At 62.9% G+C, this 20,657-nt stretch carries 22 protein-coding genes; 6 read left to right on the forward strand and 16 right to left on the reverse strand.

Annotated features, from left to right (window positions below):
- Window positions 1-66 precede the first annotated feature (66 nt).
- From AB3G31_RS20580 to slmA, 3 genes are read left to right on the forward strand one after another with little or no spacing between them, the layout of a single operon-like run.
- The gene (locus AB3G31_RS20580; protein ID WP_367847905.1) at window positions 67-543 is read left to right on the forward strand and encodes a peptidylprolyl isomerase; all 477 of its coding nucleotides are present in this window, start codon (window positions 67-69) and stop codon (window positions 541-543) included.
- A gap of 19 nt (window positions 544-562) precedes the next feature.
- Window positions 563-1,456 (forward strand): acetylglutamate kinase, encoded by an 894-nt coding sequence (gene argB, locus AB3G31_RS20585; protein ID WP_367847906.1) that lies wholly within the window; start codon window positions 563-565, stop codon window positions 1,454-1,456.
- On the forward strand, window positions 1,457-2,083 hold the full coding sequence (gene slmA / locus AB3G31_RS20590) for a nucleoid occlusion factor SlmA (protein ID WP_367847907.1): 627 nt from the start codon (window positions 1,457-1,459) through the stop codon (window positions 2,081-2,083).
- A 45-nt stretch (window positions 2,084-2,128) separates the two neighbouring features.
- On the opposite strand, the gene AB3G31_RS20595 is transcribed toward slmA, so the two are convergent.
- Window positions 2,129-2,554, reverse strand: coding sequence for a hypothetical protein (locus tag AB3G31_RS20595; RefSeq protein ID WP_367847908.1), 426 nt, complete (start codon window positions 2,552-2,554; stop codon window positions 2,129-2,131).
- Window positions 2,555-2,727: 173 nt separating this feature from the next.
- Here AB3G31_RS20595 and dbpA point away from each other — a divergent pair, with 173 nt between their 5' ends.
- Window positions 2,728-4,143, forward strand: a complete 1,416-nt coding sequence (gene dbpA, locus AB3G31_RS20600) for an ATP-dependent RNA helicase DbpA (RefSeq protein ID WP_367847909.1) — start codon at window positions 2,728-2,730, stop codon at window positions 4,141-4,143.
- Between the two features lie 57 nt (window positions 4,144-4,200).
- Here dbpA and AB3G31_RS20605 read toward each other — a convergent pair whose 3' ends face one another.
- The 14 genes from AB3G31_RS20605 to AB3G31_RS20670 form a co-directional block, all read right to left on the reverse strand.
- Complete coding sequence (locus AB3G31_RS20605; protein ID WP_367847910.1) at window positions 4,201-4,659, reverse strand: GNAT family N-acetyltransferase; 459 nt, start codon at window positions 4,657-4,659, stop codon at window positions 4,201-4,203.
- Entirely contained in the window at window positions 4,646-5,521 is an 876-nt protein-coding gene (htpX, locus tag AB3G31_RS20610) for a protease HtpX (protein ID WP_367847911.1), read from the reverse strand. The genes AB3G31_RS20605 and htpX overlap by 14 nt, the downstream gene beginning before the upstream one ends.
- A gap of 68 nt (window positions 5,522-5,589) precedes the next feature.
- Window positions 5,590-6,315, reverse strand: a complete 726-nt coding sequence (locus AB3G31_RS20615; protein WP_367847912.1) for a DUF3025 domain-containing protein — start codon at window positions 6,313-6,315, stop codon at window positions 5,590-5,592.
- Window positions 6,315-7,358 carry a dihydroorotase gene (gene pyrC, locus AB3G31_RS20620; RefSeq protein WP_367847913.1) on the reverse strand — a complete coding sequence of 348 codons (1,044 nt, stop codon included), beginning with the start codon at window positions 7,356-7,358 and terminating at the stop codon, window positions 6,315-6,317. Before pyrC ends, AB3G31_RS20615 begins: the two co-directional genes overlap by 1 nt.
- Before the next feature lie 100 nt (window positions 7,359-7,458).
- Complete coding sequence (locus tag AB3G31_RS20625) at window positions 7,459-8,196, reverse strand: amino acid ABC transporter ATP-binding protein (protein WP_367847914.1); 738 nt, start codon at window positions 8,194-8,196, stop codon at window positions 7,459-7,461.
- Window positions 8,197-8,228: 32 nt separating this feature from the next.
- Window positions 8,229-8,915, reverse strand: a complete 687-nt coding sequence (locus AB3G31_RS20630; RefSeq protein ID WP_367847915.1) for an amino acid ABC transporter permease — start codon at window positions 8,913-8,915, stop codon at window positions 8,229-8,231.
- 1 nt (window position 8,916) lies between these two features.
- A complete protein-coding gene (locus tag AB3G31_RS20635; protein WP_367847916.1) occupies window positions 8,917-9,645 on the reverse strand; it encodes an amino acid ABC transporter permease in 729 nt (242 codons plus the stop codon).
- Window positions 9,646-9,750: 105 nt separating this feature from the next.
- Entirely contained in the window at window positions 9,751-10,650 is a 900-nt protein-coding gene (locus AB3G31_RS20640; RefSeq protein ID WP_367847917.1) for an amino acid ABC transporter substrate-binding protein, read from the reverse strand.
- Between the two features lie 157 nt (window positions 10,651-10,807).
- Complete coding sequence (locus tag AB3G31_RS20645; RefSeq protein ID WP_367847918.1) at window positions 10,808-11,701, reverse strand: amino acid ABC transporter substrate-binding protein; 894 nt, start codon at window positions 11,699-11,701, stop codon at window positions 10,808-10,810.
- A gap of 4 nt (window positions 11,702-11,705) precedes the next feature.
- Entirely contained in the window at window positions 11,706-13,001 is a 1,296-nt protein-coding gene (locus AB3G31_RS20650) for a dicarboxylate/amino acid:cation symporter (RefSeq protein WP_367847919.1), read from the reverse strand.
- 129 nt (window positions 13,002-13,130) lie between these two features.
- Complete coding sequence (locus AB3G31_RS20655) at window positions 13,131-14,549, reverse strand: aspartate ammonia-lyase (protein WP_367847920.1); 1,419 nt, start codon at window positions 14,547-14,549, stop codon at window positions 13,131-13,133.
- Between the two features lie 143 nt (window positions 14,550-14,692).
- Window positions 14,693-15,625: a LysR substrate-binding domain-containing protein gene (locus tag AB3G31_RS20660; RefSeq protein WP_315188514.1), complete on the reverse strand. Its 933-nt coding sequence runs from the start codon at window positions 15,623-15,625 to the stop codon at window positions 14,693-14,695.
- A gap of 20 nt (window positions 15,626-15,645) precedes the next feature.
- Window positions 15,646-16,587 carry a 2-hydroxyacid dehydrogenase gene (locus AB3G31_RS20665; RefSeq protein WP_367847921.1) on the reverse strand — a complete coding sequence of 314 codons (942 nt, stop codon included), beginning with the start codon at window positions 16,585-16,587 and terminating at the stop codon, window positions 15,646-15,648.
- Between the two features lie 81 nt (window positions 16,588-16,668).
- Window positions 16,669-18,507 (reverse strand): ABC transporter ATP-binding protein/permease, encoded by a 1,839-nt coding sequence (locus AB3G31_RS20670; protein WP_367847922.1) that lies wholly within the window; start codon window positions 18,505-18,507, stop codon window positions 16,669-16,671.
- Between the two features lie 38 nt (window positions 18,508-18,545).
- Between AB3G31_RS20670 and AB3G31_RS20675 the strand changes: the two genes are divergently transcribed.
- Together AB3G31_RS20675 and AB3G31_RS20680 are read left to right on the forward strand one after the other, a co-directional pair.
- Complete coding sequence (locus tag AB3G31_RS20675) at window positions 18,546-18,956, forward strand: acyl-CoA thioesterase (protein ID WP_367847923.1); 411 nt, start codon at window positions 18,546-18,548, stop codon at window positions 18,954-18,956.
- Between the two features lie 11 nt (window positions 18,957-18,967).
- Window positions 18,968-19,387: a hypothetical protein gene (locus AB3G31_RS20680; RefSeq protein WP_367847924.1), complete on the forward strand. Its 420-nt coding sequence runs from the start codon at window positions 18,968-18,970 to the stop codon at window positions 19,385-19,387.
- A gap of 19 nt (window positions 19,388-19,406) precedes the next feature.
- On the opposite strand, the gene AB3G31_RS20685 is transcribed toward AB3G31_RS20680, so the two are convergent.
- Window positions 19,407-20,363: a chemotaxis protein gene (locus AB3G31_RS20685; protein ID WP_367847925.1), complete on the reverse strand. Its 957-nt coding sequence runs from the start codon at window positions 20,361-20,363 to the stop codon at window positions 19,407-19,409.
- Between the last annotated feature and the right edge of the window lie 294 nt (window positions 20,364-20,657).

Below are 20,657 nucleotides of genomic sequence, written 5' to 3' on the forward strand. Positions count from 1 at the left end.
AAACCGGCCCCGCCGGTGCGCGAAAATACGCCGTACTTCCCCCTCCACGCACCGACCGACCCCCTTATGAAAATCGAAAAAAACACCGCCGTCACCCTGCGCTACAAGGTGGCAGATGCCAAAGGCCTGCTGATCGAAGCGCCCAAAGACCCCATGGTCTACCTGCACGGCGGCTACAACAACACCCTGCCCAAGATCGAAGCCGCACTTGAAGGCCGCGTGGCCGGCTATTCGGTGACGCTGGACCTGCAGCCCGAAGACGCGTTCGGCCTGCGCGACGAATCGCTGGCGCGCAGCATCCCCAAGAGCGAATTTCCACCCGGCGTGAAGGTCGGTGGCCAGCTCAAGGGCATCAACGATAACGGCAGTGAACAAATCTACAACGTCGTCAAGATCAAGGGCGACCAGGTGCTGCTGGACGGCAACCACGCGCTGGCGGGCAAGGCGCTGCGCTTTACCGTCACCGTGACCGGTGTGCGCGCGGCATCCGAGGAAGAAATCACCCACCAGCACGTGCACGGCGAACACGGCCACCACCACTAAGCAGCGAGGAAACCGCACCATGAGCACCCCTTCCACCGTGATAGCCCCCCGTGACAAGGCCGACATCCTGGCCCAGGCCCTGCCCTACATCCGCAAGTTCCATGGCAAGACCATGGTCATCAAGTACGGCGGCAACGCCATGACCGACCCGGCGCTGCAGCAGGCCTTTGCCGAAGACGTGGTGCTGCTCAAGCTGGTGGGCATCAACCCGGTGGTGGTGCACGGCGGCGGCCCGCAGATCGAGGCGGCGCTGGGGCGGCTGGGCAAAAAGGGCCAGTTCATCCAGGGCATGCGCGTCACCGATGCCGAAACCATGGAAGTGGTGGAATGGGTGCTGGCCGGCCAGGTGCAGCAGGACATCGTGGGCCTGATCAACCAGGCCGGTGGCAAAGCCGTGGGCCTGACCGGGCGCGACGGCGGCATGATCCGCGCCAAGCAGTTGCGCATGGCCGACAACACCGACCCCAGCGTGTTCCACGACATCGGCCAGGTGGGCGATATCGAGAGCATCGACCCCAGCGTGGTCAAGGCGCTGCAAGACGATGCCTTCATCCCGGTGGTCAGCCCCATCGGCTTTGGCACCGACAACACCAGCTACAACATCAACGCCGACGTGGTGGCGGGCCGCCTGGCCATCGAGCTGCAGGCCGAAAAGCTGCTGATGCTGAGCAACATCCCCGGCGTGCTCAACAAGGCGGGCGAGCTGCTGCCCGACCTGACCGCCAAGGACATCGACGCCCTGTTTGCCGACGGCACCCTGTCGGGCGGCATGCTGCCCAAGATTGCCGGTGCGCTGGATGCCGCCAAGAGCGGCGTCAAGGCGGTGCACATCATCGACGGCCGGGTGCCGCACGCGCTGCTGCTGGAGATCCTGACCGAGCAGGCCTTTGGCACCATGATCCGGTCGAGCTAAATGGCCGAGGCATTGGCGGAACACTCGGCAGAGGAAGCCCCGCGCAAACGCCCCAAGCCGGGCGAGCGCCGGGTGCAGATTCTGCAGGCCCTGGCCACCATGCTGGAGCAGCCGGGGGCCGAGCGCATCACCACCGCGGCCCTGGCGGCCCGGCTGGACGTGAGCGAGGCCGCGCTGTACCGGCACTTTGCCAGCAAGGCGCAGATGTTCGAGGGGCTGATCGAGTTCATCGAGCAGTCGGTGTTCTCGCTGGTGAACCAGATCGTGGCCACGGCGGGCGACGCCCCAGGCCCGCTGCAGGCGCGCCGCATCGTCTCGGTGCTGCTGCAGTTTGGCGAGAAAAACCCCGGCATGGCCCGGGTGATGGTGGGCGACGCGCTGGTGTTTGAAAACGAACGCCTGCAGCAGCGCATGAACCTGTTTTTCGACAAGATCGAGGCCACCCTGCGCCAGTGCCTGCGCCACAGCGACCCGGCCAGTGACACCCCCACGGTGGACGCACAGGTGCAGGCGGCGGCGCTGACGGCGTTTGCCGCGGGCAGTCTGCAGCGCTTCACCCGCTCCGGGTTCAAGCGGCTGCCCACCGAGCAGCTGGACGCCAGCTTGCGCGGCTTGCTACCGAAATAATAGCTGCTTGCGCTCACCCCATAAGCACGGGGTGCCAATGGGGCTTTAAGCCGCCGCAGCCGCCTTGTAGGGCGTGTACGGCTTGGAATGGGTAAACGGGCTGGTGTAGGGCTTGGTATTGAACTTGCCGTGCGGCAGGCTGGCCAGGCGGGCAAACAGGCGGCGGCAGTAGCCGTCGATGCCGAGGCATTTGTTCAGCTCGTCCACCGGCAGCGGACCGGACACCACCACAATGTCGTTGGCATAGTCTTGCGCCCCGGCGGCCCGCAGCTTGCGCCGCGCGCCCATGGCCCACGACTGGATGCGGATGGGGTTGCCGTGCTGGTGTAGCTCGCCGGTGCTGATATCAAAGGCAATCGCCACCGTGTCGGTCTTCAAACGAAAGCGACGCTCCCCCGTGACCGCGCTCGGAGGCGTGTCCATGTCGTACAGGTAGTAGCTGCCGCCTTTGAGTTGGTATTGCAGTGCCATAGCGATTGCGGGATATAACCCGCATTGTGGATGATATTTATCACACCCAAAGCCTAATTTAGCCGCCAAACGCGGGTTAACTCGCTGCCCGGCCCCGCTTTTACCGGCAGTTACAGACAGGGCTTGCCCAGCCCTCCCGGCCCTGGCAGCACCCGGCCACCGATAATCGGGGGATGACTACACCGAACAAGACACCCGCCGCCACCGATTTCAGCAGCCTGCCGCTGGCCCCCGCCATGCTGGCCAACCTGGAGCAGCTCGGGTATTTGCAAATGACGCCGATCCAGGCCGCCAGCCTGCCGCTGGCGCTGCTGGGGCAAGATTTGATTGCCCAGGCCATGACCGGCAGCGGCAAAACCGCCGCCTTCGCCCTGGCCCTGCTGGCCAACCTGAACGCCCGCCGCTTTGCCGTGCAGGCCATGGTGCTGTGCCCCACGCGCGAGCTGGCCGACCAGGTGAGCGTGGAGATCCGCCGCCTGGCCCGCGCGGAGGAAAACATCAAGGTGGTGACCCTGTGTGGCGGCGTGGCCCTGCGCGGGCAAAACGCCAGCCTGGAGCACGGCGCGCACATCGTGGTGGGCACGCCGGGCCGCATCATGGACCACCTGGAGCGCGGCCACCTGGACCTGTCGGCCCTGAACACCCTGGTGCTGGACGAGGCCGACCGCATGCTGGACATGGGCTTTTTTGAAGACATGGCCACCGTCATCAAGCAGTGCCCCAAAGAGCGCCAGACGCTGCTGTTCTCGGCCACCTACCCCGAGGGCATCGAGAAACTGAGCCAGCAGTTCATGCGCCAGCCCAAGAGCATCACCGTGCAGGCGCAGCACGCCACCACCCAGATCGCCCAGCGCTGGTACCAGGTGGAAAAATCCGAGCGCCTGGCCACCGTGGGCAAGCTGCTGAACCACTTCCGCCCGGCCAGTACGCTGGCGTTTTGCAATACCAAGCTGCAGTGCCGCGCCCTGGTAGCCGCCCTGCAGGCCGAAGGCTTCAGCGCGCTGGCGCTGTACGGCGAACTGGAGCAGCGCGAGCGCGACCAGGTGCTGGTGCAGTTTGCCAACCGCAGCTGCAGCGTGCTGGTGGCCACCGACGTGGCCGCACGCGGGCTGGACATTGCCGACCTGGCCGCCGTGATCAACGTGGACGTGACGCCCGACTCCGAAGTGCACATCCACCGCATTGGCCGCACCGGCCGTGCCGGGGCCGAGGGCCTGGCGTTGAATCTGGCTTCGATGAACGAGATGGGCTTTGTCGGCAAGATCGAGGTGCTGCAAAACCGCGAATCCGAATGGCACAAGCTGGAGGAGCTGACCCCCACCAGCAAGGAGCCGCTGCGCCCGCCCATGATGACGCTGCAAATCACCGGCGGCCGCAAGGAAAAGATCCGCGCGGGCGACGTGCTGGGCGCGCTGACCGGCGACGCAGGCTACACCCGCGAGCAGATCGGCAAGATCAATGTGAACGAATACTCCACCTACGTGGCGGTAGACCGCCGCATCGCCCATGAGGCCGAGCGCAAGCTCAACGCGGGCAAGATCAAGGGCAAGAGCGTGCGCGTGCGCCTGATGACCGGCGACGACGAGTAAGCACAAAATAGGCTGCCTGCGCTTATGGAATAAGCGTGAGCAGCTATTATTTTTGAATCAGGCTGCGCGCAGCATTTCGACGTGCGGAATGTTGTCTTCCAGGTACACCTGCGACACCGGCACAAACCCGAAACCCTGGTAGAACTTCAGCAGGTACTGCTGGGCGCTGATGCGGTTGGGCTGGCCGGGCCAGGTGGTCGCGCAGCGTGCCAGGGCCTCGGTGAGCAGCACCTGCCCCAGCCCCTGCCCCCGGAACGCAGGCGAGGTGAGCACCCGGCCCAGTGAGGGCTCGGGGTATTTGCTGCCGGGGTCGGTCACCCGCAGGTAGGCGGCAAGCTGGCCCCCCGCCCAGGCCAGCAGGTGCCAGCACTGCAGGTCGTAGGCATCCGCATCCGGGTAGACGCAGTTTTGCTCGATCACAAACACTGCTTCGCGCTGGACCATGGCGGCGTGGAATTCCACCGCGCTCAAATCCCCCAGCCGCGCCCACTGGAAGCGCAGCTCAGGCCTTTGCATTTTGCAGGGCGGCGATGCGTTGCTCGATGGGCGGGTGGGTCGAGAACAGCTGGCCAATGCCACCGGCAATGCCGAAGGCCGCCACGCTCTTGGGCAGCTCGGCCGTGTGCAGACCGCCCAGGCGGGCCAGGGCGTTGATCATCGGCTGGCGGCGGCCCATCAACTGGGCCGCACCGGCATCGGCGCGGAATTCGCGGTGGCGCGAGAACCAGGCCACGACAATGGCAGCGGCAAAGCCCAGCACGATATCCAGCACGATGGTACTGACGTAGTAGCCGATGCCGGGGCCGCTGCTGCGGTCGTCGCCCTTGCGCAAAAAGCTGTCTACCGCGTAGCCGATCACCCGGCTCAGGAACACCACAAAGGTGTTCATCACGCCCTGGATCAGCGTCATGGTGACCATGTCGCCATTGGCCACGTGGGCAATTTCATGGCCCAGCACGGCCTCGATTTCTTCGTGCGTCATGCCCTGCAGCAGGCCAGTGGACACGGCCACCAGGGCCGAGTTCTTGAACGCGCCGGTGGCAAAGGCGTTGGGGTCGCCTTCAAAAATGCCGACTTCGGGCATGCCGATCTGGGCCTTGTCCGCCAGGCGGCGCACGGTGTCGATGATCCAGGCCTCGTCGGCGTTTTGCGGCTGGGTGATGACGCGCACGCCCGAGGTCCACTTGGCCATGGGTTTGCTGATCAGCAGCGAAATGATGGCGCCGCCAAAGCCCATCACCAGCGCAAACCCCAGCAGCGCGCCCAGGTTCAGCCCGTTGGCCGTGAGGTAGCGGTTGACCCCCAACAGGCTGGCGACGATACCCAGCACGGTGACAACCAACACGTTGGTCAGGATGAAGAGAAGAATGCGTTTCATGGGGCTTTCCAAGGAAATAACTGGGGGTTAGATGGGGCTTGTGTAAAGAAGTTCAAGCCACTGAACGTCTACGCGCGCGGTGGGCGGAAGACCTGGGCGTCGGCATAAAAGCCGGGGTGGGCGTTGTCGGCACACCAGCCCGGCACGCCCAGCACCGGCAAGGGCAGAAAGGGTTTGCTGCCGAGGTGGATGGCGCTGAGCTGCTGCGCGATGGTTGCATCCAGATTTACTACAGAATTGATAGCTGCTTGCGCCCAATAGACGTGCGCTGTGATCGGTTTTCGTGGGCAAACCAGTTTTTCCAGCAGCGCATGGCCGAACAGCACCAACTGGGCCTGCGCCCACAGGGGCCGCAGCGTGACGAACAGCCGCTGCCAGTCCCGCGCCCGCAGGGCCTCCCACAGCGCGGGCGGGGCGACCAGAAAGGCGGCGTTCTCGTCGAATACCGTCAGCGCATCGCGCACCGGGCCGCGCAGGGGCTGCACGCCGTCGGTGGCAATCTGCGCCGCCTGCAACTGGTTGAGCCGGGTCTTGGTGTGCGGAAAATGGTGCCAGCACAGGCCGTTGAAGAAGTCGTGCAAGTTGTCGCGGCTGGGGCATTGGCGGGTGTGGAAGATGAAGTGCTCGTACGCCTCGCCAGGCGGCAGCGCGGCCTGGGGCACAAAACGCACCGGGGCGGGCGCGGCGGCGTTCAGGGCCTCCGCGATGCCCTGGTGGGTCTGTGCGGCCACCGCCTGGCCCACCGCGCGGTACGGGGCCAGCCAGGGTGCCGACCAGTCCACCGCAGGCAGCATCAGCCCACAAGCTTCCAGGGCAGGGCTTCGCCCGCGCGCAGGGGCTTGAGTTGCGCCTCGCCAAAGGCGAAGCTGTCGGGCGGCGTCCAGCTCTGGCGGGCCAGGGTGATGGTGCCGGTGTTGCGCGGCAGGCTGTAGAAGGCGGGGCCGTTGAAGCTGGCGAAGGCCTCCAGCTTGTCTAAAGCACCGGCGTTGTCGAAGGCTTCGGCGTACATCTCGATGGCGGCGTGGGCGGTGTAGCAACCGGCGCAGCCCGAGGCGTGCTCTTTAAGGTGGGTGGCGTGGGGCGCGCTGTCGGTGCCCAGAAAGAACTTGGCGCTGCCGCTGGTAGCGGCTTCTACCAAAGCCAGGCGGTGGGTTTCGCGCTTGAGCACCGGCAGGCAGTAGTAGTGCGGACGGATGCCGCCGGTGAACAGGGCGTTGCGGTTGTACAGCAGGTGGTGGGCCGTGAGGGTGGCGGCGGTGAATGGGTCGGCATCGCGCACGTACTGGGCGGCTTCCCGCGTGGTGATGTGCTCAAAAACGATCTTGAGCTCGGGGAAGTCGCGGCGCAGCGGGATCAGTTGCTGGTCGATGAAGGCGGCTTCGCGGTCGAACAGGTCGATGTCGGCACTGGTGACTTCGCCGTGCACCAGCAGCAGCATGTCGGCGCGCTGCATGGCTTCCAGCGTCGGGTAGATCTTGCGCAGGTCGGTCACGCCCGCGTCGCTGTTGGTGGTGGCACCGGCGGGGTAGAGCTTGGCGGCGACGATGCCTGCAGCCTTGGCGCGGGCAATCTCGTCGGGCGGCAGGCTGTCGGTCAGGTACAGCGTCATCAGCGGGTCGAATGCCACGCCCTCTGGCACGGCCTCCAGAATGCGCGCACGGTAGGCCAGGGCCTGGGCGGTGCTGGTCACGGGCGGGCGCAGGTTGGGCATGATGACGGCACGGCCAAACTGGGCGGCGGTGTGCGGCACGACGGTGTGCAGGGCGTCGCCGTCGCGCACATGCAGGTGCCAGTCGTCGGGGCGGGTGATCGTGAGGGTGGTGGTGGCGGAAGTCATGGGCGGAATTGTCGCACTGCAAAAATACACGGGAATGCGGGCAAAAAAAATCCTCCGAAACCCTGGCTGGCCCCGGAGGATTTTCTGGTCACAGCCGCGATCAGTGCGCCAGGATCTTGTTGAGGAAGTCCTTGGTGCGTGGCTGGCGGTTTTCGGGGTGGCTGAAGAACTCGTCCTTGGAGCAGTCTTCCAGAATCTTGCCGCCCACGTCGATGAAGATCACGCGGCTGGCCACCTTGCGGGCAAAGCCCATTTCGTGGGTGACGCACATCATGGTCATGCCTTCCTTGGCCAGGGTGACCATCACGTCCAGCACTTCGCCGACCATTTCGGGGTCAAGTGCCGAGGTGGGTTCGTCGAACAGCATGACCATCGGGTCCATGCTCAGCGCCCGGGCAATCGCCACGCGCTGCTGCTGGCCGCCGGACAGCTGGCCGGGAAACTTGTCCTTGTGCGCCATCAGGCCCACGCGGTCGAGCATCTTCAGGCCGCGGACCTTGGCATCGTCGGGCGTACGGCCCAGCACCTTGATCTGCGCCAGGGTCAGGTTTTCGGTGACCGACAGGTGGGGGAACAGCTCAAAGTGCTGGAACACCATGCCCACGCGGCTGCGCAGCTTGGGCAGGTCGGTCTTGGGGTCGTGCAAGGCAATGCCGTCCACAAATATCTCGCCCTTCTGGAAGGGCTCTAGCGCGTTGACGGTCTTGATCAGGGTGGATTTGCCCGAACCCGACGGGCCGCAGACCACCACCACATCGCCCTTTTTGATGCTGACGTTGCAGTTGTTGAGCACCTGCACAGCGCCATACCACTTGGATACGTTTTTAATTTCAATCATGTTTAACTCCTCGGCTCGAATGACGGTGCTTGTTAGCGGATGATGGCAATCTTGAGTTGCAACTTCTTGACGATATAAGAAAGACCGAAGCACAGCGCAAAGTACACCACGGCGGCCAGCAAATAGGCCTCTTCCGGGCGGCCATACAGCTTGCCCGCGGTGGTGAAGCCCTTGAGCAGGTCGTAGGCACCAATGGCGTACACCAGCGAGGTGTCCTGGAACAGGATGATGGTCTGGGTCAGCAGCACCGGCAGCATGTTGCGAAAGGCCTGCGGCAGGATCACCAGCTTCATATTCTGTGCATAGGTCATGCCCACCGCCTGGCCCGCATGGACCTGGCCACGTGGAATCGACTGGATACCGGCACGCATGATTTCGCTGAAATAGGCGGCCTCAAAGGCAATGAAGGTGATCGCCGCCGAGTATTCCGAGCGGTAGTTGGCACCATCGGGCAGGTAGCTGTAGAACGAGCTGGGCACCAGCAAAAAGAACCACAGGATCACCATCACCAGCGGAATCGACCGCATGACGTTGACGTAAATGGTGGCGGGCCACATCAGCAGCTTGACACCCGACAGGCGCATCAGCGCCAGCACGGTGCCCAGCAAGATGCCGCCCACGGTGGCCACGGCTGTGAGCTCGATGCTGAAGAGAAAGCCCTTCTGCACGAATTTGCTGATGATCTCCCAGCTGAAAAAGGAAAGGTCTAGTCCGCCCATATCAATGCCCCCCGCCTGTGCCACCCGCGACTATGAAGCCGGGGATCTGCATTCTTTTCTCGACAAACGCCATCACGCGGTTGACCGCAAAGGCCGACGCGGCGTACAGCACGGTCACGCCCAGGTAAATCTCAATCCCGCGCGAGGTTTCTTCCTGGGCCTGCATGGCGAACATGGTCAGCTCGGAGATCGACACCGCGAACGCCACCGAGGAGTTCTTCAGCAAATTCATCGACTCGCTGGTCAGCGGTGGAAAAATGATGCGAAACGCCATCGGCAAGATCACATAACGGTAGGTTTGTGCAGTCGAAAAGCCCATCGCCATACCGGCATAGCGCTGGCCCTTGGGCAGCGCCTGGATGCCGGCGCGCACCTGTTCGGCAATCCGCGCCGAGGTAAAGAAGCCCAGCGACATGACGACCAGCGCAAAGCCCGGCACCTGCTGCATGGCCGGAAATATCTTGGGCACCACGAAATACCAGATGAAGATCTGGACCAGCAAAGGAATATTGCGAAACAGCTCGACCCAGGCATTGGCAAAGCGCACGGCCCAGGGGCTATTGGGCAAGGTACGCAAGGTCCCCATCAGGGCACCCACCACCATCGCCACGACCCAGGAGCAACCGGCTACCGCCAGTGTCCAGCGCCAGGCCTCCAGCATCCATTGCAGATAGGTACGCCCACTGCCGTCATCATTGAGAAATACCTGCCAATCCATAACGCTCTCCATCCTGAAATATGCCACCCCGGCCCGGGGCAATGTTGTGCAATGCCCCAATGGCAAATAAAAACCCCGCCTCGGATATTGTGAGGCGGGGTTTCGTGCATCCGATACTTACTTTTTAGCGTAATCTTCCGCAGGCTTGTCGTTCAAGTTGGCCCAGGCAGCCTTGGTCGCGTCGCTGGCCGGCAGGCCGACCTTGACGTTCTTCGGCGGGATGGGTTGCATGAACCACTTGTCATACAGCTTGGCCATTTCGCCCGTCTTGACCATGCTGGCGATGGTGTCGTCGGCCAGCTTCTTGAAGGCAGGATCGTCCTTGCGCAACATGATGGCAATCGGCTCCACGCTCAGCACTTCGCCCACGATTTTGAAGTCGGCAGGGTTTTTGGAGGTGGAGATGTTGCCCGCCAGGATCTGGCCGTCCATCACGAAGGCATCGGCGCGGCCGGATTCCAGCAGCAGAAAGCTGTCGGCGTGGTCCTTGCCGAACACTTCCTTGAAGTCCACGCCGGTGGCGCGTTCGTTCTTGCGCAGCAATTGCACGGACGTGGTGCCCGTGGTGGTCGCCACGTTTTTGCCGTTCAGCTGGGCAATCGAGGTGATGCCCGAGTTGGCCTTGACCGCAATACGCACTTCTTCCACGTAGACGGTGTTGGCAAAGGCCACGTCTTTTTGGCGGGTGGCGTTGTTGGTGGTGGAGCCGCACTCCAGATCCACGGTGCCGTTTTGCACCAGGGGGATACGGTTTTGCGACGTCACCAGTTGGTATTTGATGTCCAGCTTTTTACCAACGACTTTTTCCAGATTGGCAATGATGTGTTGGCACACGTCGTAATGGAAACCGGTGTATTTACCGTCGCCCAACGTGAACGCGAGCGCGCCTGAAGAATCCCGAACACCCATGGTGATGGTTCCAGAAGCCTTGACCTTGGCGATGGTGTCGGAGGCCTGTGCAAACGCGCCACCGGTAGCTAGCGCAGCCACAGCAAAGGCGAGCAAATGTTTCTTCATGAAAACTCCAAGGTAAATGATAAGAACTACACAACGCAAATTTTAGAGAAACGGACGCAAGGGATAACCCTCGCGCCCGGTCTTGGTGCACGGGGAGGAATCGAAAACCATCGATACCTCCACGCTATGCAGACTTTGTGCCTGCATAAAAAACAAGCTACTCCGGCTTGACAACCATGGCCTGAAAGATCGTGACCAGTTGCGGACTCATGGGCAGATTGATGCTCACACCCGAGGGCAAACGGCGCAAAAACCACCGGGTATAAAAGCGGGTCAGATCGCCATCTTCGGCCAGTGTGGCAAAGGTTTTGGTGACCACTTCGGCCAGAGGCGCATCGCCTTTGCGGTACATGATGCCGTAAGGTTCATACGACAGAAATTCGCCCACCACAGCGTAGTCCGCCTGCGCCTTGTTTTGCGCCAGCAGCCCGTACAGCAGTACATCGTCGGTGGCGAACGCGTCCACCTTGCCCGATGCCAATTGGGCGAACGATTCGGCATGGTCACGCGACACCACCAGCTGCACATTGAGCTTGAATTTGTCGGACAGCTCGCGCAGTGTTTTCTCGTTGGTGGTGCCTGCCGTCACGCCCACGCGCTTGCCGACCAGGTCCCGGAACGACTTGACCGGAGAGCCATTTTTCACCATCAGCTTGGTGCCAGACACAAAGGTGGTGGGTGAAAAACCCACCACTTTTTGCCGCTCCAGGTTGCTGGTGGTGGAGCCACATTCCAGGTCCACCTGGCCCGAAGTGACGGCATTGAAGCGTGTCTCGGACGTGACAGGCTGCCACTTGATGAGCAATTCGCGGCCAATTTCTTCGCCAATGGCATCGACCAGGGCTCGGCAAATATCGATGGCGTAGCCTATCGGCTCGCCACGCGCCGAGACGTAGGAGAAAGGAATCGACGCATCGCGGTAGCCGATGGTGACCGCGCCGGTTTCGTGGGCTTTTTTCAGCACGCCGGTCAGTGCCTGGGCATGCGCCGTGCAGGCCAACCACGCAGACAGCAGACCGGCGGCGAGTGGCTTGATCCAAGGGGTACGCATGGTCTCAGGCACGGGCCGACGCAGTCAAAGCGGCATCCATGGCACGGGCGTTCACCTCGGCGGCGGCTTCAGGAATCAGCTCACCCTCCCATTTGGCGACTACGGCGGTGGCGATGGAGTTGCCCACGGCGTTGGTGGCAGAGCGGCCCATGTCCAGGAAGGTGTCCACGCCCAGAATCAGCAGCAAACCGGCTTCGGGGATGTTGAACTGGTTCAGCGTGGCAGCAATCACCACCAGCGAGGCCCGCGGCACGCCCGCCATGCCCTTGGAGGTCAGCATCAGGATCAGCAGCATGGTGATCTGCGTGCTGAGCGGCAGCGCGATGCCGTACGCCTGGGCGATGAACAGCGTGGCGAAGGTGCAGTACATCATGGAGCCGTCCAGATTGAACGAGTAGCCCATGGGCATCACGAAGCTGGAGATCTTGCGCTTGACGCCGAAACGGTCGAGTGCGTCCAGGATCTTGGGGTAGGCGGCTTCGGAGCTGGCGGTGGCAAACGACAGCAAAAAGGCTTCCTTAATCAGCACCAGCAGCTTGAATACGCGCGGGCCCAGGAACACATAGCCCGCAAAAATCAGCACGCCCCACAGCAGGAACAAGCCCAGGTAGAAGTCGCCCATAAAGACGGCAAACTTCAGCAGAATGCCCAGCCCGTTGACGGCCACGGTGGCGGCCATGGCGGCCAGCACGGCCAGGGGGGCCAGCTTCATCACGTAGCCGGTGATCTTCAGCATCACGTGGGCCAGCTCGTCGATGGCACTGACCAGCACCTTGGCCTTGTCTCCCAGCGATGCCATGGCCACGCCAAAGAACATGGAGAACACCACGATCTGCAGAATTTCGTTGTTGGCCATGGCTTCGGCAAACGACTTGGGCACCAGGTGGCTGACGAAGTCTTTCAGGGTGAACTTGGACGTGGCCAAACCGGCCGACGCACCAATATCGGGCAGCGGCAAGCCCAGGTTTTCACCGGGCTTCAGCAGGTTGGCCATGACCAGGCCCAGCACCAGCGAGACCAGCGAGGCGGTGACAAACCAGCCCAGCGCCTTGCCGAAGACCCGGCCGACCGAGGCGGCATCGCCCATGTGCGCAATGCCGACCACCAGGGTTGAGAACACCAGCGGCGCAATCAGCATCTTGATCAGACGCAGAAAAATGTCCGACATGATGGAGATGTAGCCCGCGATTTCGCTGGCGGCTTTTTTGTCGGGGAAACTGGTGAACACCATGTAACCCACCAGGATACCCAGCACCATGGCTAGCAGAATGGTGACTGCGGCCGGCATTTTTTTCTTCATGTCTCTTCCTCTCGAAATGTGGAGCCCACCAGGGGCTATCGCCAAAAACTATATACAAACTCCAGCGCACCGAAATAGTGAATGCCCCGATTCGCACAAAAAAAGTGCAAGCATTTTGTATGCCATCTCTTATTCGCCGCTACGTACCAAGGCGATGGGTTGGGTTAGCTTCTCGGGCACTAGCAAGGCCTCCAGCTCGGCGCGGGTCATGATGCCCAGCGACTCGGCCACTTCGCCGATCGGGGCACCGCTCTTCATGGCGGTTTTGGCGATCAGAGCCGATTTTTCGTAGCCGATCAAGGGGTTCAAAGCGGTGACCAGCGTGACCGATTCGCGCACGCGCTTGGCCAGCAGTTCGCGGTTGGGTTCGATCCCGGCGACGCAGTTGGTCTGCAGGGTGCGGCAGGCCTGGCTGAGATGTTCGATGCTCTTAAACAGGCTCCAGCCCATGATGGGTTCGAACGCGTTGAGCTGCAACTGGCCGGCTTCGGACGCCATGGTCACCGTCATGTCGTTGCCAATGACTTCAAATGCCACCTGGTTCATCACCTCGGGGATCACCGGATTCACCTTGCCGGGCATGATGCTGGAGCCTGCCTGGCGGGCGGGCAGACGGATGTCGCCGAACCCGGCCTGGGGGCCGCTGGACAGCAGGCGCAGGTCGTTGCAGATTTTGCTGAGCTTGCAGGCCACGCGCTTGAGCACGCCCGACAACTGCACAAACGCGCCCGTGTCCTGCGTGGCTTCGATCAGGTTGCTGGCTTTCTCCACCGGCACGCCGCTGATTTCCGCCAGCAGCTGGCAGGCCCGGTCCGAATAACCAGCAGGTGCATTGATACCGGTGCCGATGGCGGTGGCACCGAGGTTGATTTCCTGGATCAGCGCGCGGGCTTCGCGCATGCGGGCCTCGTCTTCGCCGATCATGACGGCGTAGGTCAGAAACTCCTGGCCCAAGGTCATGGGCACGGCGTCTTGCAACTGGGTGCGGCCTATCTTGAGGATGTCTTTGAACTCCTCGGCCTTGGCCTCAAAGCCTTCGCGCAGAAAAGCCATGGAGGCCAACAGCCGCTCGATGCCCAGCCACAGCGCGATCCGCACCGCCGTGGGATACACATCGTTGGTGCTTTGCGAGGCGTTGACGTGGTCGTTGGGGTGCAGCACGTCGTAGCGGCCTTTGTCCAGGCCCATCTTTTCGAGGGCCAGGTTGGCGATCACCTCGTTGGCATTCATGTTGGTCGAGGTGCCCGCGCCACCCTGGATCACGTCCACCACGAACTCGGTGTGCAGCTTGCCCTCCACCAGGTCGTCGCAGGCCAGCACGATGGCGTCGGCCAGCTTGGCATCCAGCACGCCCAGTTCCACATTGGTCCGGGCCGCGGCGGTTTTGACGAAAGCCAGCGCGCGGATCAGGTCGGGCATGGCCGAAATACGCGTGCCCGAGATGTGAAAGTTGTCTACCGCGCGGGCGGTATGCACACCCCAGTAGGCGGCTTGGGGAATCTTCTTTTCACCCAAAAAGTCATGTTCGATGCGAAAGTTGGTAGACATACAAAGCCTGGGCAGTTGTGGAGGTGGCGAACTGTAAGGGCGCACTTATCCAAACACCAATGCCGTTTGCATGCAGCGTTATGCATGGCTGTCATAGATCTGTCATGGCCGCCATGCAGTAATGGCATGGCCCCGAGGCGGTTCTACTTCGCGGGCTTTTGCGACGCCAGGTAGGTCCACAAGGCCTGCGCCGTGCCCTTGGCGGCGGCCGGACCATTGGGCTTTTCGCGGTAGGCCCGCACATCCATGGTCATCTCCAGCCCCGTCAAGCCGGGCGGCGCAGCGCTGACCAGTTTGCGGGCGCGCAGCTCTTTCTTGACCGCGCTGTAGGGCAGGAAGGCAATACCGTGGCCTTCCAGGGCCATGGCTTTGAGACCTTCGGCCATGTCGGTCTCGTAGACCCGGTCCAGGTGGATGGGCGTGGCCGACTGCTTCAGGATCATGTCCACCGTCTGGCCCAGGTAGGCGCCCGGGGCATAGCCCAGGTAGGGCAGCAACTGGCCCGGACGGCCCGGCAACTGGAACAGTGGCGCGCCATCGGCATCGGCCTTGACGTAGGGCGCAATCACCTCCTGCCCCAGGCTGACCATTTCGTAACGGTCGGCAGCCAGCTGAAAAGGCTGCGAAGTGTGGTGGTAGGCGATGAGCAGATCGCAGCTACCCTCGACCAGGCGCATCACTGCGTCGTGCACGTTCAGGGCGATCAAGCGGCTTTTGATGGGGCCAAACTTCTCGCGCAGCAGCGACACCCAGGCCGGGAAAAAGGTGAACGCCAGCGTGTGCGGCACGGCAAATTCGATCACGTCCTGCCCGGCCGAATGGTGGCCGCGCAGCATGGCACGGGTACTTTGCAATGCCTGCAACACCTCCAGCGACTGGGCGTAGAGCGTTTCGCCCGCCGGGGTCAGGCGCGTGGGGTAGGAGCTGCGGTCGACCAGGTCGGTGCCCGCCCAGCCCTCCAGCGCCTGGATGCGCCGCGAAAACGCAGGCTGGGTTACGTGCCGTAACTGGGCGGATCGGCTGAAGCTGCGGGTTTCAGCCAAGCTGACAAAATCTTCTAGCCATTTGGTTTCCATGGCTGGATTATGGACGCGGCTTAGATCGGTGAGACTACGGCTAGACCCGCAAAGTGCCGTGTCGCGTTCTCAATGAAGCGCTGCACCGACGCTTCAATGGCCTGGGGCGACCAGCCGCCCACGTGGGGTGTAAGCACCACGGTGTCCAGATCCAGCAGTTCGGCGGGCGGCTGGGGTTCGCTCTCGTACACGTCCAGGCCCGCACCGGCCAGCTGGCCTGCGCGCAGGGCTGCGGCCAACGCGGCGGTATCCACCACGCTGCCGCGCGACACGTTCACCAGATAGCCGTCCGCGCCCAGCGCCGCCAGCACCTCGGCCCCGACCAGGTGGCGGGTGGCCGGGCCGCCGGGCGTGGCCACCACCAGAAAGTCGGCCCAGGCGGCCAGTGCCACCAGATCGGCAAAGTAGGTGTGCGCCACCTGGGGCTGGGGCGTGCGCCCGTGGTAGCCGATCTGCATGCCAAAGCCCAGCGCCCGCTGCGCCACCTTGTGGCCAATGCCGCCCAGGCCGACGATGCCCATGCGGCGCTGCGACACGCTGGCCGGCAGGGGCAGCACATCGCGCCACAGGCCCTGGCGGCACTGTGCATCCAGCTTCGGCACGTTGCGCACCACGGCCAGCAGCAGGGCGAAGGCGTGGTCGGCCACGCAGTCGTCGTTGGTGCCCGCGCCATTGGCCAGCGCCAGGCCGCGGGCGCGGGCGTGGGCGATGGCGATGTTCTCGAAGCCCACGCCCAGCGCGCAGACCAGTTCCAGCGCGGGCAAGGCATCCATCTCGGTGGCCGTCAGGCCCACGCTGCCGATGGTCAGCACCGCGCGGATGGTGGCGGCATCGGCGGCGATATGGGCCGCCCGCAGCGCATCCGTCGGGGCGTAGATCACCTCGAAATACGGCGCCAGCAGCGCCTGGTGGTGCGGGGCCATGAAGTTCAAAACGAGCACCTGGGGGCGTGGCACAGACATCTTGGATTCTCTCATTTGCTATTTAATTAGTAGCTTGTAACGCTTATGGAATAAGCGCTGGAGGCCTATTTTGTTTAAATCTTATTCTGCGCTCTGCTGCAAGGCCCACATGGCCGCGTAGCGCCCGTTGGCCACCAGCAGCGCGGCATGGGTGCCGCGCTCCAGGATGCGGCCTGCGTCCATCACCAAAATCTCGTGCGCATCCACCACGGTAGACAGGCGGTGCGCGACGACCAGCGTGGTCTTGTTGCGGGCGGCGGTTTGCAGCTCGGCCTGGATGGCGCGCTCGTTGGCCGAGTCCAGCGCCGAGGTGGCCTCGTCAAAAATCAGGATGGGCGGGTTCTTCAGCAAGGTACGGGCAATTGCCACGCGCTGTTTTTCGCCGCCCGAGAGCTTGAGTCCGCGCTCGCCCACCATGGTGTCGTAGCCCTTGGGCGTGGCGCTGATGAAGCCGTGGATGTGGGCCGCCCGCGCCGCCTCTTCCACCTGGGCGCGGCTGGCACCGGGCTGGCCGTAGGCGATGTTGTATTCCACCGTGTCGTTGAACAGCACCGTGTCTTGCGGCACGATGCCAATCGCCTGGCGCACGCTGGCCTGGGTGACGGTCTGGATGTTCTGCCCGGCAATCTCGATCTCGCCCTGCTGCACGTCATAAAAGCGGAACAGCAACCGTGCCAGGGTGGACTTGCCCGAGCCCGACGGCCCCACCACCGCCACGGTCTTGCCCGCCGGGATGTGAAAGCTGATGTCTTGCAGGATGGGCCGCGCCGGGTCGTAGGCAAAGAACACGTGGTCGAAGCGCACATCGACCTGGCCTTCGGGCAACGAAATAGGCTTTGCCGCAGGCTGGTCGGCGATCTCACGCTCTTTTTCCAATAGCGCAAACATCTTTTCCAGATCGGTCAGGCTCTGCTTGATCTCGCGGTAGATCACCCCCAGAAAGCCCAGCGGAATGTAGAGCTGGATCATGAAGGCGTTGACCATCACCAGGTCGCCCAGGGTCATGCGCCCGTCCACCACACCCTGGGTGGCGCGCCACAGCATGGCCACCAGGCTGGCGGCAATGATGAGCTGCTGGCCGGTGTTGAGCAGGCTCAGCGTGGTCTGGCTCTTGACCGAGGCGCGGCGGTAGCGCTCCAGGTTTTCGTCGTAGCGCTTGGCCTCAAAGGCTTCGTTGTTGAAGTATTTGACGGTTTCGTAGTTCAGCAGCGAATCGATGGCCCGGCTTTGGGCGTGCGAGTCCAGCTCGTTCATCTGCTTGCGGAACTGGGTGCGCCACTCGGTCACCGTGACGGTGAAGGCGATGTAGCCCACTAGCGCAATCAGCGTGATCCAGGCAAACCACACGTCGAACTTGACGGCCAGCAGGGTCAGCACAAAGCCGACTTCGATCAGCGTGGGGATGATGCTGTAGAGCGAGTACGAGATCAGCGAATTCACCGCCCGGGTGCCGCGCTCGATGTCGCGGGTCATGCCACCGGTCTGGCGCTCCAGGTGGAAACGCAGGCTCAGGGCGTGCAGGTGCTGGAACACTTCCAGCGAAATCCGCCGCGAGGCACCCGCCGTAGCCTTGGCAAACACCAGCTCGCGCAGCTCGGTAAACAACGAGGTGGACAGACGCAGCAAGCCATAGCCCACCAGCAACGCCACTGGCACCACGATCAACGCCGGCAGCTGGTCGCTGCTGAGCTTGCCGCCAGTGGGGCTCATCGCATCGACCAGCCGCTTGAGGAGCAAGGGTACGCTGACGCTGGCCGCCTTGGCCCCGACCATGAAGGTCAACGCAGCGATGACCCGCCACTTGTACTCCCACAGATAAGGGAACAGGCGGCGCAGGGTGCGCCAATCCGATTGCGGTGGCGCGGACGCGACCGACGTGGGCATGGAAGCAGGGGGGGCGGTTTCGCCATAGCGGCGCATGGGGGACAATCTCAGTTATTTGCCTTGGATTGTCCCTGATGTCTACCAATTCCAGCGACCACGTCTCCTTGCCCACCGACATGGAGCTGGTACTCAAGGTGGTGCCCATGCCCGCCGACTGCAACGCCAGCGGCGATATCTTTGGCGGCTGGGTGATGGCGCAGGTAGATCTGGCGGGGTCGGTGATTCCGGCCCGCTATGCCCGCGGGCGCCTCGCCACCGTGGCGGTGAAGGAATTCACCTTCAAGCAGCCGGTGCGGTTGGGGGATATTTTGACTTTTTACGCATCGCTGACCCGGCTGGGCCGCACTTCGGTCACCGTCAAGGTCGAAGTGTTTGCCGAGCGCCTGTACCTCCAGGGCCAGTACATCAAGGTCACCGAGGCCACGCTGACCTACGTGGCCATTACCGACCAGGGCGAGCCCCGCGCCTTGCCCGTTTCCAACTGATTCCACACCCCATGCCCCACAACTCCGCCGCCCTGAGCCTCGAATGGACCACCCTGCAAAACAACTACGAACAGGCAGAACGCAGTGCGCTGCTGGTCAAACTGGCGGCGGTCGTGCTGTGCGTGGGGGGCTACGCGCTGGGCGTGCCGTATGAGCTGATCGGCGCCACCGCATTGCTGCTGTGGGTGCAGGAAAGCCTGTGCCGCACCTCCCAGGCCCGCCTGGGCGAACGCATTGTGCGGGTGGAGGCGCTGGTCAAGAACGTGGCACCGGCCAGTGCCGCTTGCCAGTTGCATACCGAATGGCTGGCCAGCCGCAAGGGCAGCGCCGGTTTGCTGGGCGAGTACGCGGCCCATGCGCTGCGGCCCACGGTGGCGTTTCCGTATGCCGTGCTGGTGGTCGCCGCGCTGGTCGCCTATTCAGGGCAGTAAGCCGCGGCGTCGGCGCAGCTTACTGTTTCAATACCTTGCGGATGGTGGCGGCCAGCTCTTCGGCCACAAACTTGCCCACGTAGGCATCGGCCCCCACGCTCTTCACATGCACCTCGTTGGCCGAGCCGGACAGGGATGAGTGGATGATCACCGGCACGCCCTTGAAGCGGCCATCCTGCTTGATCTTGCGCGTCAGGGTGAAGCCATCCATCTCCGGCATTTCCAGATCGGTCAGCACCAGGGCCACTTTGTCCTCGATGGATTTGCCTTCGGCCGCAGCCGCTTCGGACATGGTTTGCAGGCGATCCCAGGCTTCTTTGCCGGTTTTGCACATCACAAACTTCACCCCCATGGCGACCAGGCTCTGCTCGATCAGCGTGCGGGCCAGCATCGAATCGTCTGCCGCCAGCACCACCGATCCGGCCCGCAGCTGAACCGTCGGGCCGATGTGGGCCGCATTGACGTCCGGCGCCGAAGGGGGCATCACGTTGCGCAAAATCTGCTCCACATCCAGCACCTGGGCCAGCCGGGTGTTGTCCACATCGCCATCCAGCCGGGCAATGCTGGTGATCATGCCGCCCTGGGTGTTGGACTCGGCCGACAGCACCTGGCTCCAGTCCAGGCGCACGATCTGGTCCACTTCTTCAACCGCGAACGCCTGGGTGGAGCGTGCGTACTCGGTCACCATCAGGATATTCAGGCCGTTTTTGGGCAGGCAACCGACGGCGCCCGCCAGGTCGATCACCGGAATCACCTGGCCCCGGATATTGGTCATGCCCAACATGTGCTTGGTAGACCCGGCGACGGCGGTGATGGTGGGCATCACCATGATTTCGCGCACCTTGAAGACGTTGATCCCGAACAGCTCGCGCTGGCTCGAATGGGCGGCCTCCCCCAGGCGAAACAGCAGCAGCTCAAATTTGTTGCTGCTGGTGAGATTGGTCCGTTCGTCTACTTCTTGCTGGACTGTCGCCATGGATTTCCCCTTTGATGCACACCATTAGAACTGGATTTGGATTTTTTACAAGTTTTCACACTTGCGCGCACAACGGAGCAGGATAAAGCCCATCCGCGTTCACCATCACCTCAGAATGTAACAGCATGCTTCACGAAAACAGAAGCGGCCACACCCAGCCAGATCGCATTCGCGCCAGGCTGTTGCCTGGTGCATTTTCGGCCGAGCTGCGCAATGTGACGTGTTCACGCAACGGTGCACGCCATGCCACCCTGGGCCCGCCGAGCCCGCCGCGTGTTTGCTACACTTTGCGTA

It is taken from the genome of Rhodoferax sp. WC2427, assembly GCF_040822085.1.
GTDB lineage: Bacteria > Pseudomonadota > Gammaproteobacteria > Burkholderiales > Burkholderiaceae_C > Rhodoferax_B.

Coding starts and splice junctions, on each gene's coding strand:
- AB3G31_RS20580 (WP_367847905.1), top strand. CDS start 67: ATGAAAATCGAAAAAAACACCGCCGTCACCCTGCGCTACAAGGTGGCA.
- argB (WP_367847906.1), top strand. CDS start 563: ATGAGCACCCCTTCCACCGTGATAGCCCCCCGTGACAAGGCCGACATC.
- slmA (WP_367847907.1), top strand. CDS start 1,457: ATGGCCGAGGCATTGGCGGAACACTCGGCAGAGGAAGCCCCGCGCAAA.
- AB3G31_RS20595 (WP_367847908.1), bottom strand. CDS start 2,554: ATGGCACTGCAATACCAACTCAAAGGCGGCAGCTACTACCTGTACGAC.
- dbpA (WP_367847909.1), top strand. CDS start 2,728: ATGACTACACCGAACAAGACACCCGCCGCCACCGATTTCAGCAGCCTG.
- AB3G31_RS20605 (WP_367847910.1), bottom strand. CDS start 4,659: ATGCAAAGGCCTGAGCTGCGCTTCCAGTGGGCGCGGCTGGGGGATTTG.
- htpX (WP_367847911.1), bottom strand. CDS start 5,521: ATGAAACGCATTCTTCTCTTCATCCTGACCAACGTGTTGGTTGTCACC.
- AB3G31_RS20615 (WP_367847912.1), bottom strand. CDS start 6,315: ATGCTGCCTGCGGTGGACTGGTCGGCACCCTGGCTGGCCCCGTACCGC.
- pyrC (WP_367847913.1), bottom strand. CDS start 7,358: ATGACTTCCGCCACCACCACCCTCACGATCACCCGCCCCGACGACTGG.
- AB3G31_RS20625 (WP_367847914.1), bottom strand. CDS start 8,196: ATGATTGAAATTAAAAACGTATCCAAGTGGTATGGCGCTGTGCAGGTG.
- AB3G31_RS20630 (WP_367847915.1), bottom strand. CDS start 8,915: ATGGGCGGACTAGACCTTTCCTTTTTCAGCTGGGAGATCATCAGCAAA.
- AB3G31_RS20635 (WP_367847916.1), bottom strand. CDS start 9,645: ATGGAGAGCGTTATGGATTGGCAGGTATTTCTCAATGATGACGGCAGT.
- AB3G31_RS20640 (WP_367847917.1), bottom strand. CDS start 10,650: ATGAAGAAACATTTGCTCGCCTTTGCTGTGGCTGCGCTAGCTACCGGT.
- AB3G31_RS20645 (WP_367847918.1), bottom strand. CDS start 11,701: ATGCGTACCCCTTGGATCAAGCCACTCGCCGCCGGTCTGCTGTCTGCG.
- AB3G31_RS20650 (WP_367847919.1), bottom strand. CDS start 13,001: ATGAAGAAAAAAATGCCGGCCGCAGTCACCATTCTGCTAGCCATGGTG.
- AB3G31_RS20655 (WP_367847920.1), bottom strand. CDS start 14,549: ATGTCTACCAACTTTCGCATCGAACATGACTTTTTGGGTGAAAAGAAG.
- AB3G31_RS20660 (WP_315188514.1), bottom strand. CDS start 15,625: ATGGAAACCAAATGGCTAGAAGATTTTGTCAGCTTGGCTGAAACCCGC.
- AB3G31_RS20665 (WP_367847921.1), bottom strand. CDS start 16,587: ATGTCTGTGCCACGCCCCCAGGTGCTCGTTTTGAACTTCATGGCCCCG.
- AB3G31_RS20670 (WP_367847922.1), bottom strand. CDS start 18,507: ATGCGCCGCTATGGCGAAACCGCCCCCCCTGCTTCCATGCCCACGTCG.
- AB3G31_RS20675 (WP_367847923.1), top strand. CDS start 18,546: ATGTCTACCAATTCCAGCGACCACGTCTCCTTGCCCACCGACATGGAG.
- AB3G31_RS20680 (WP_367847924.1), top strand. CDS start 18,968: ATGCCCCACAACTCCGCCGCCCTGAGCCTCGAATGGACCACCCTGCAA.
- AB3G31_RS20685 (WP_367847925.1), bottom strand. CDS start 20,363: ATGGCGACAGTCCAGCAAGAAGTAGACGAACGGACCAATCTCACCAGC.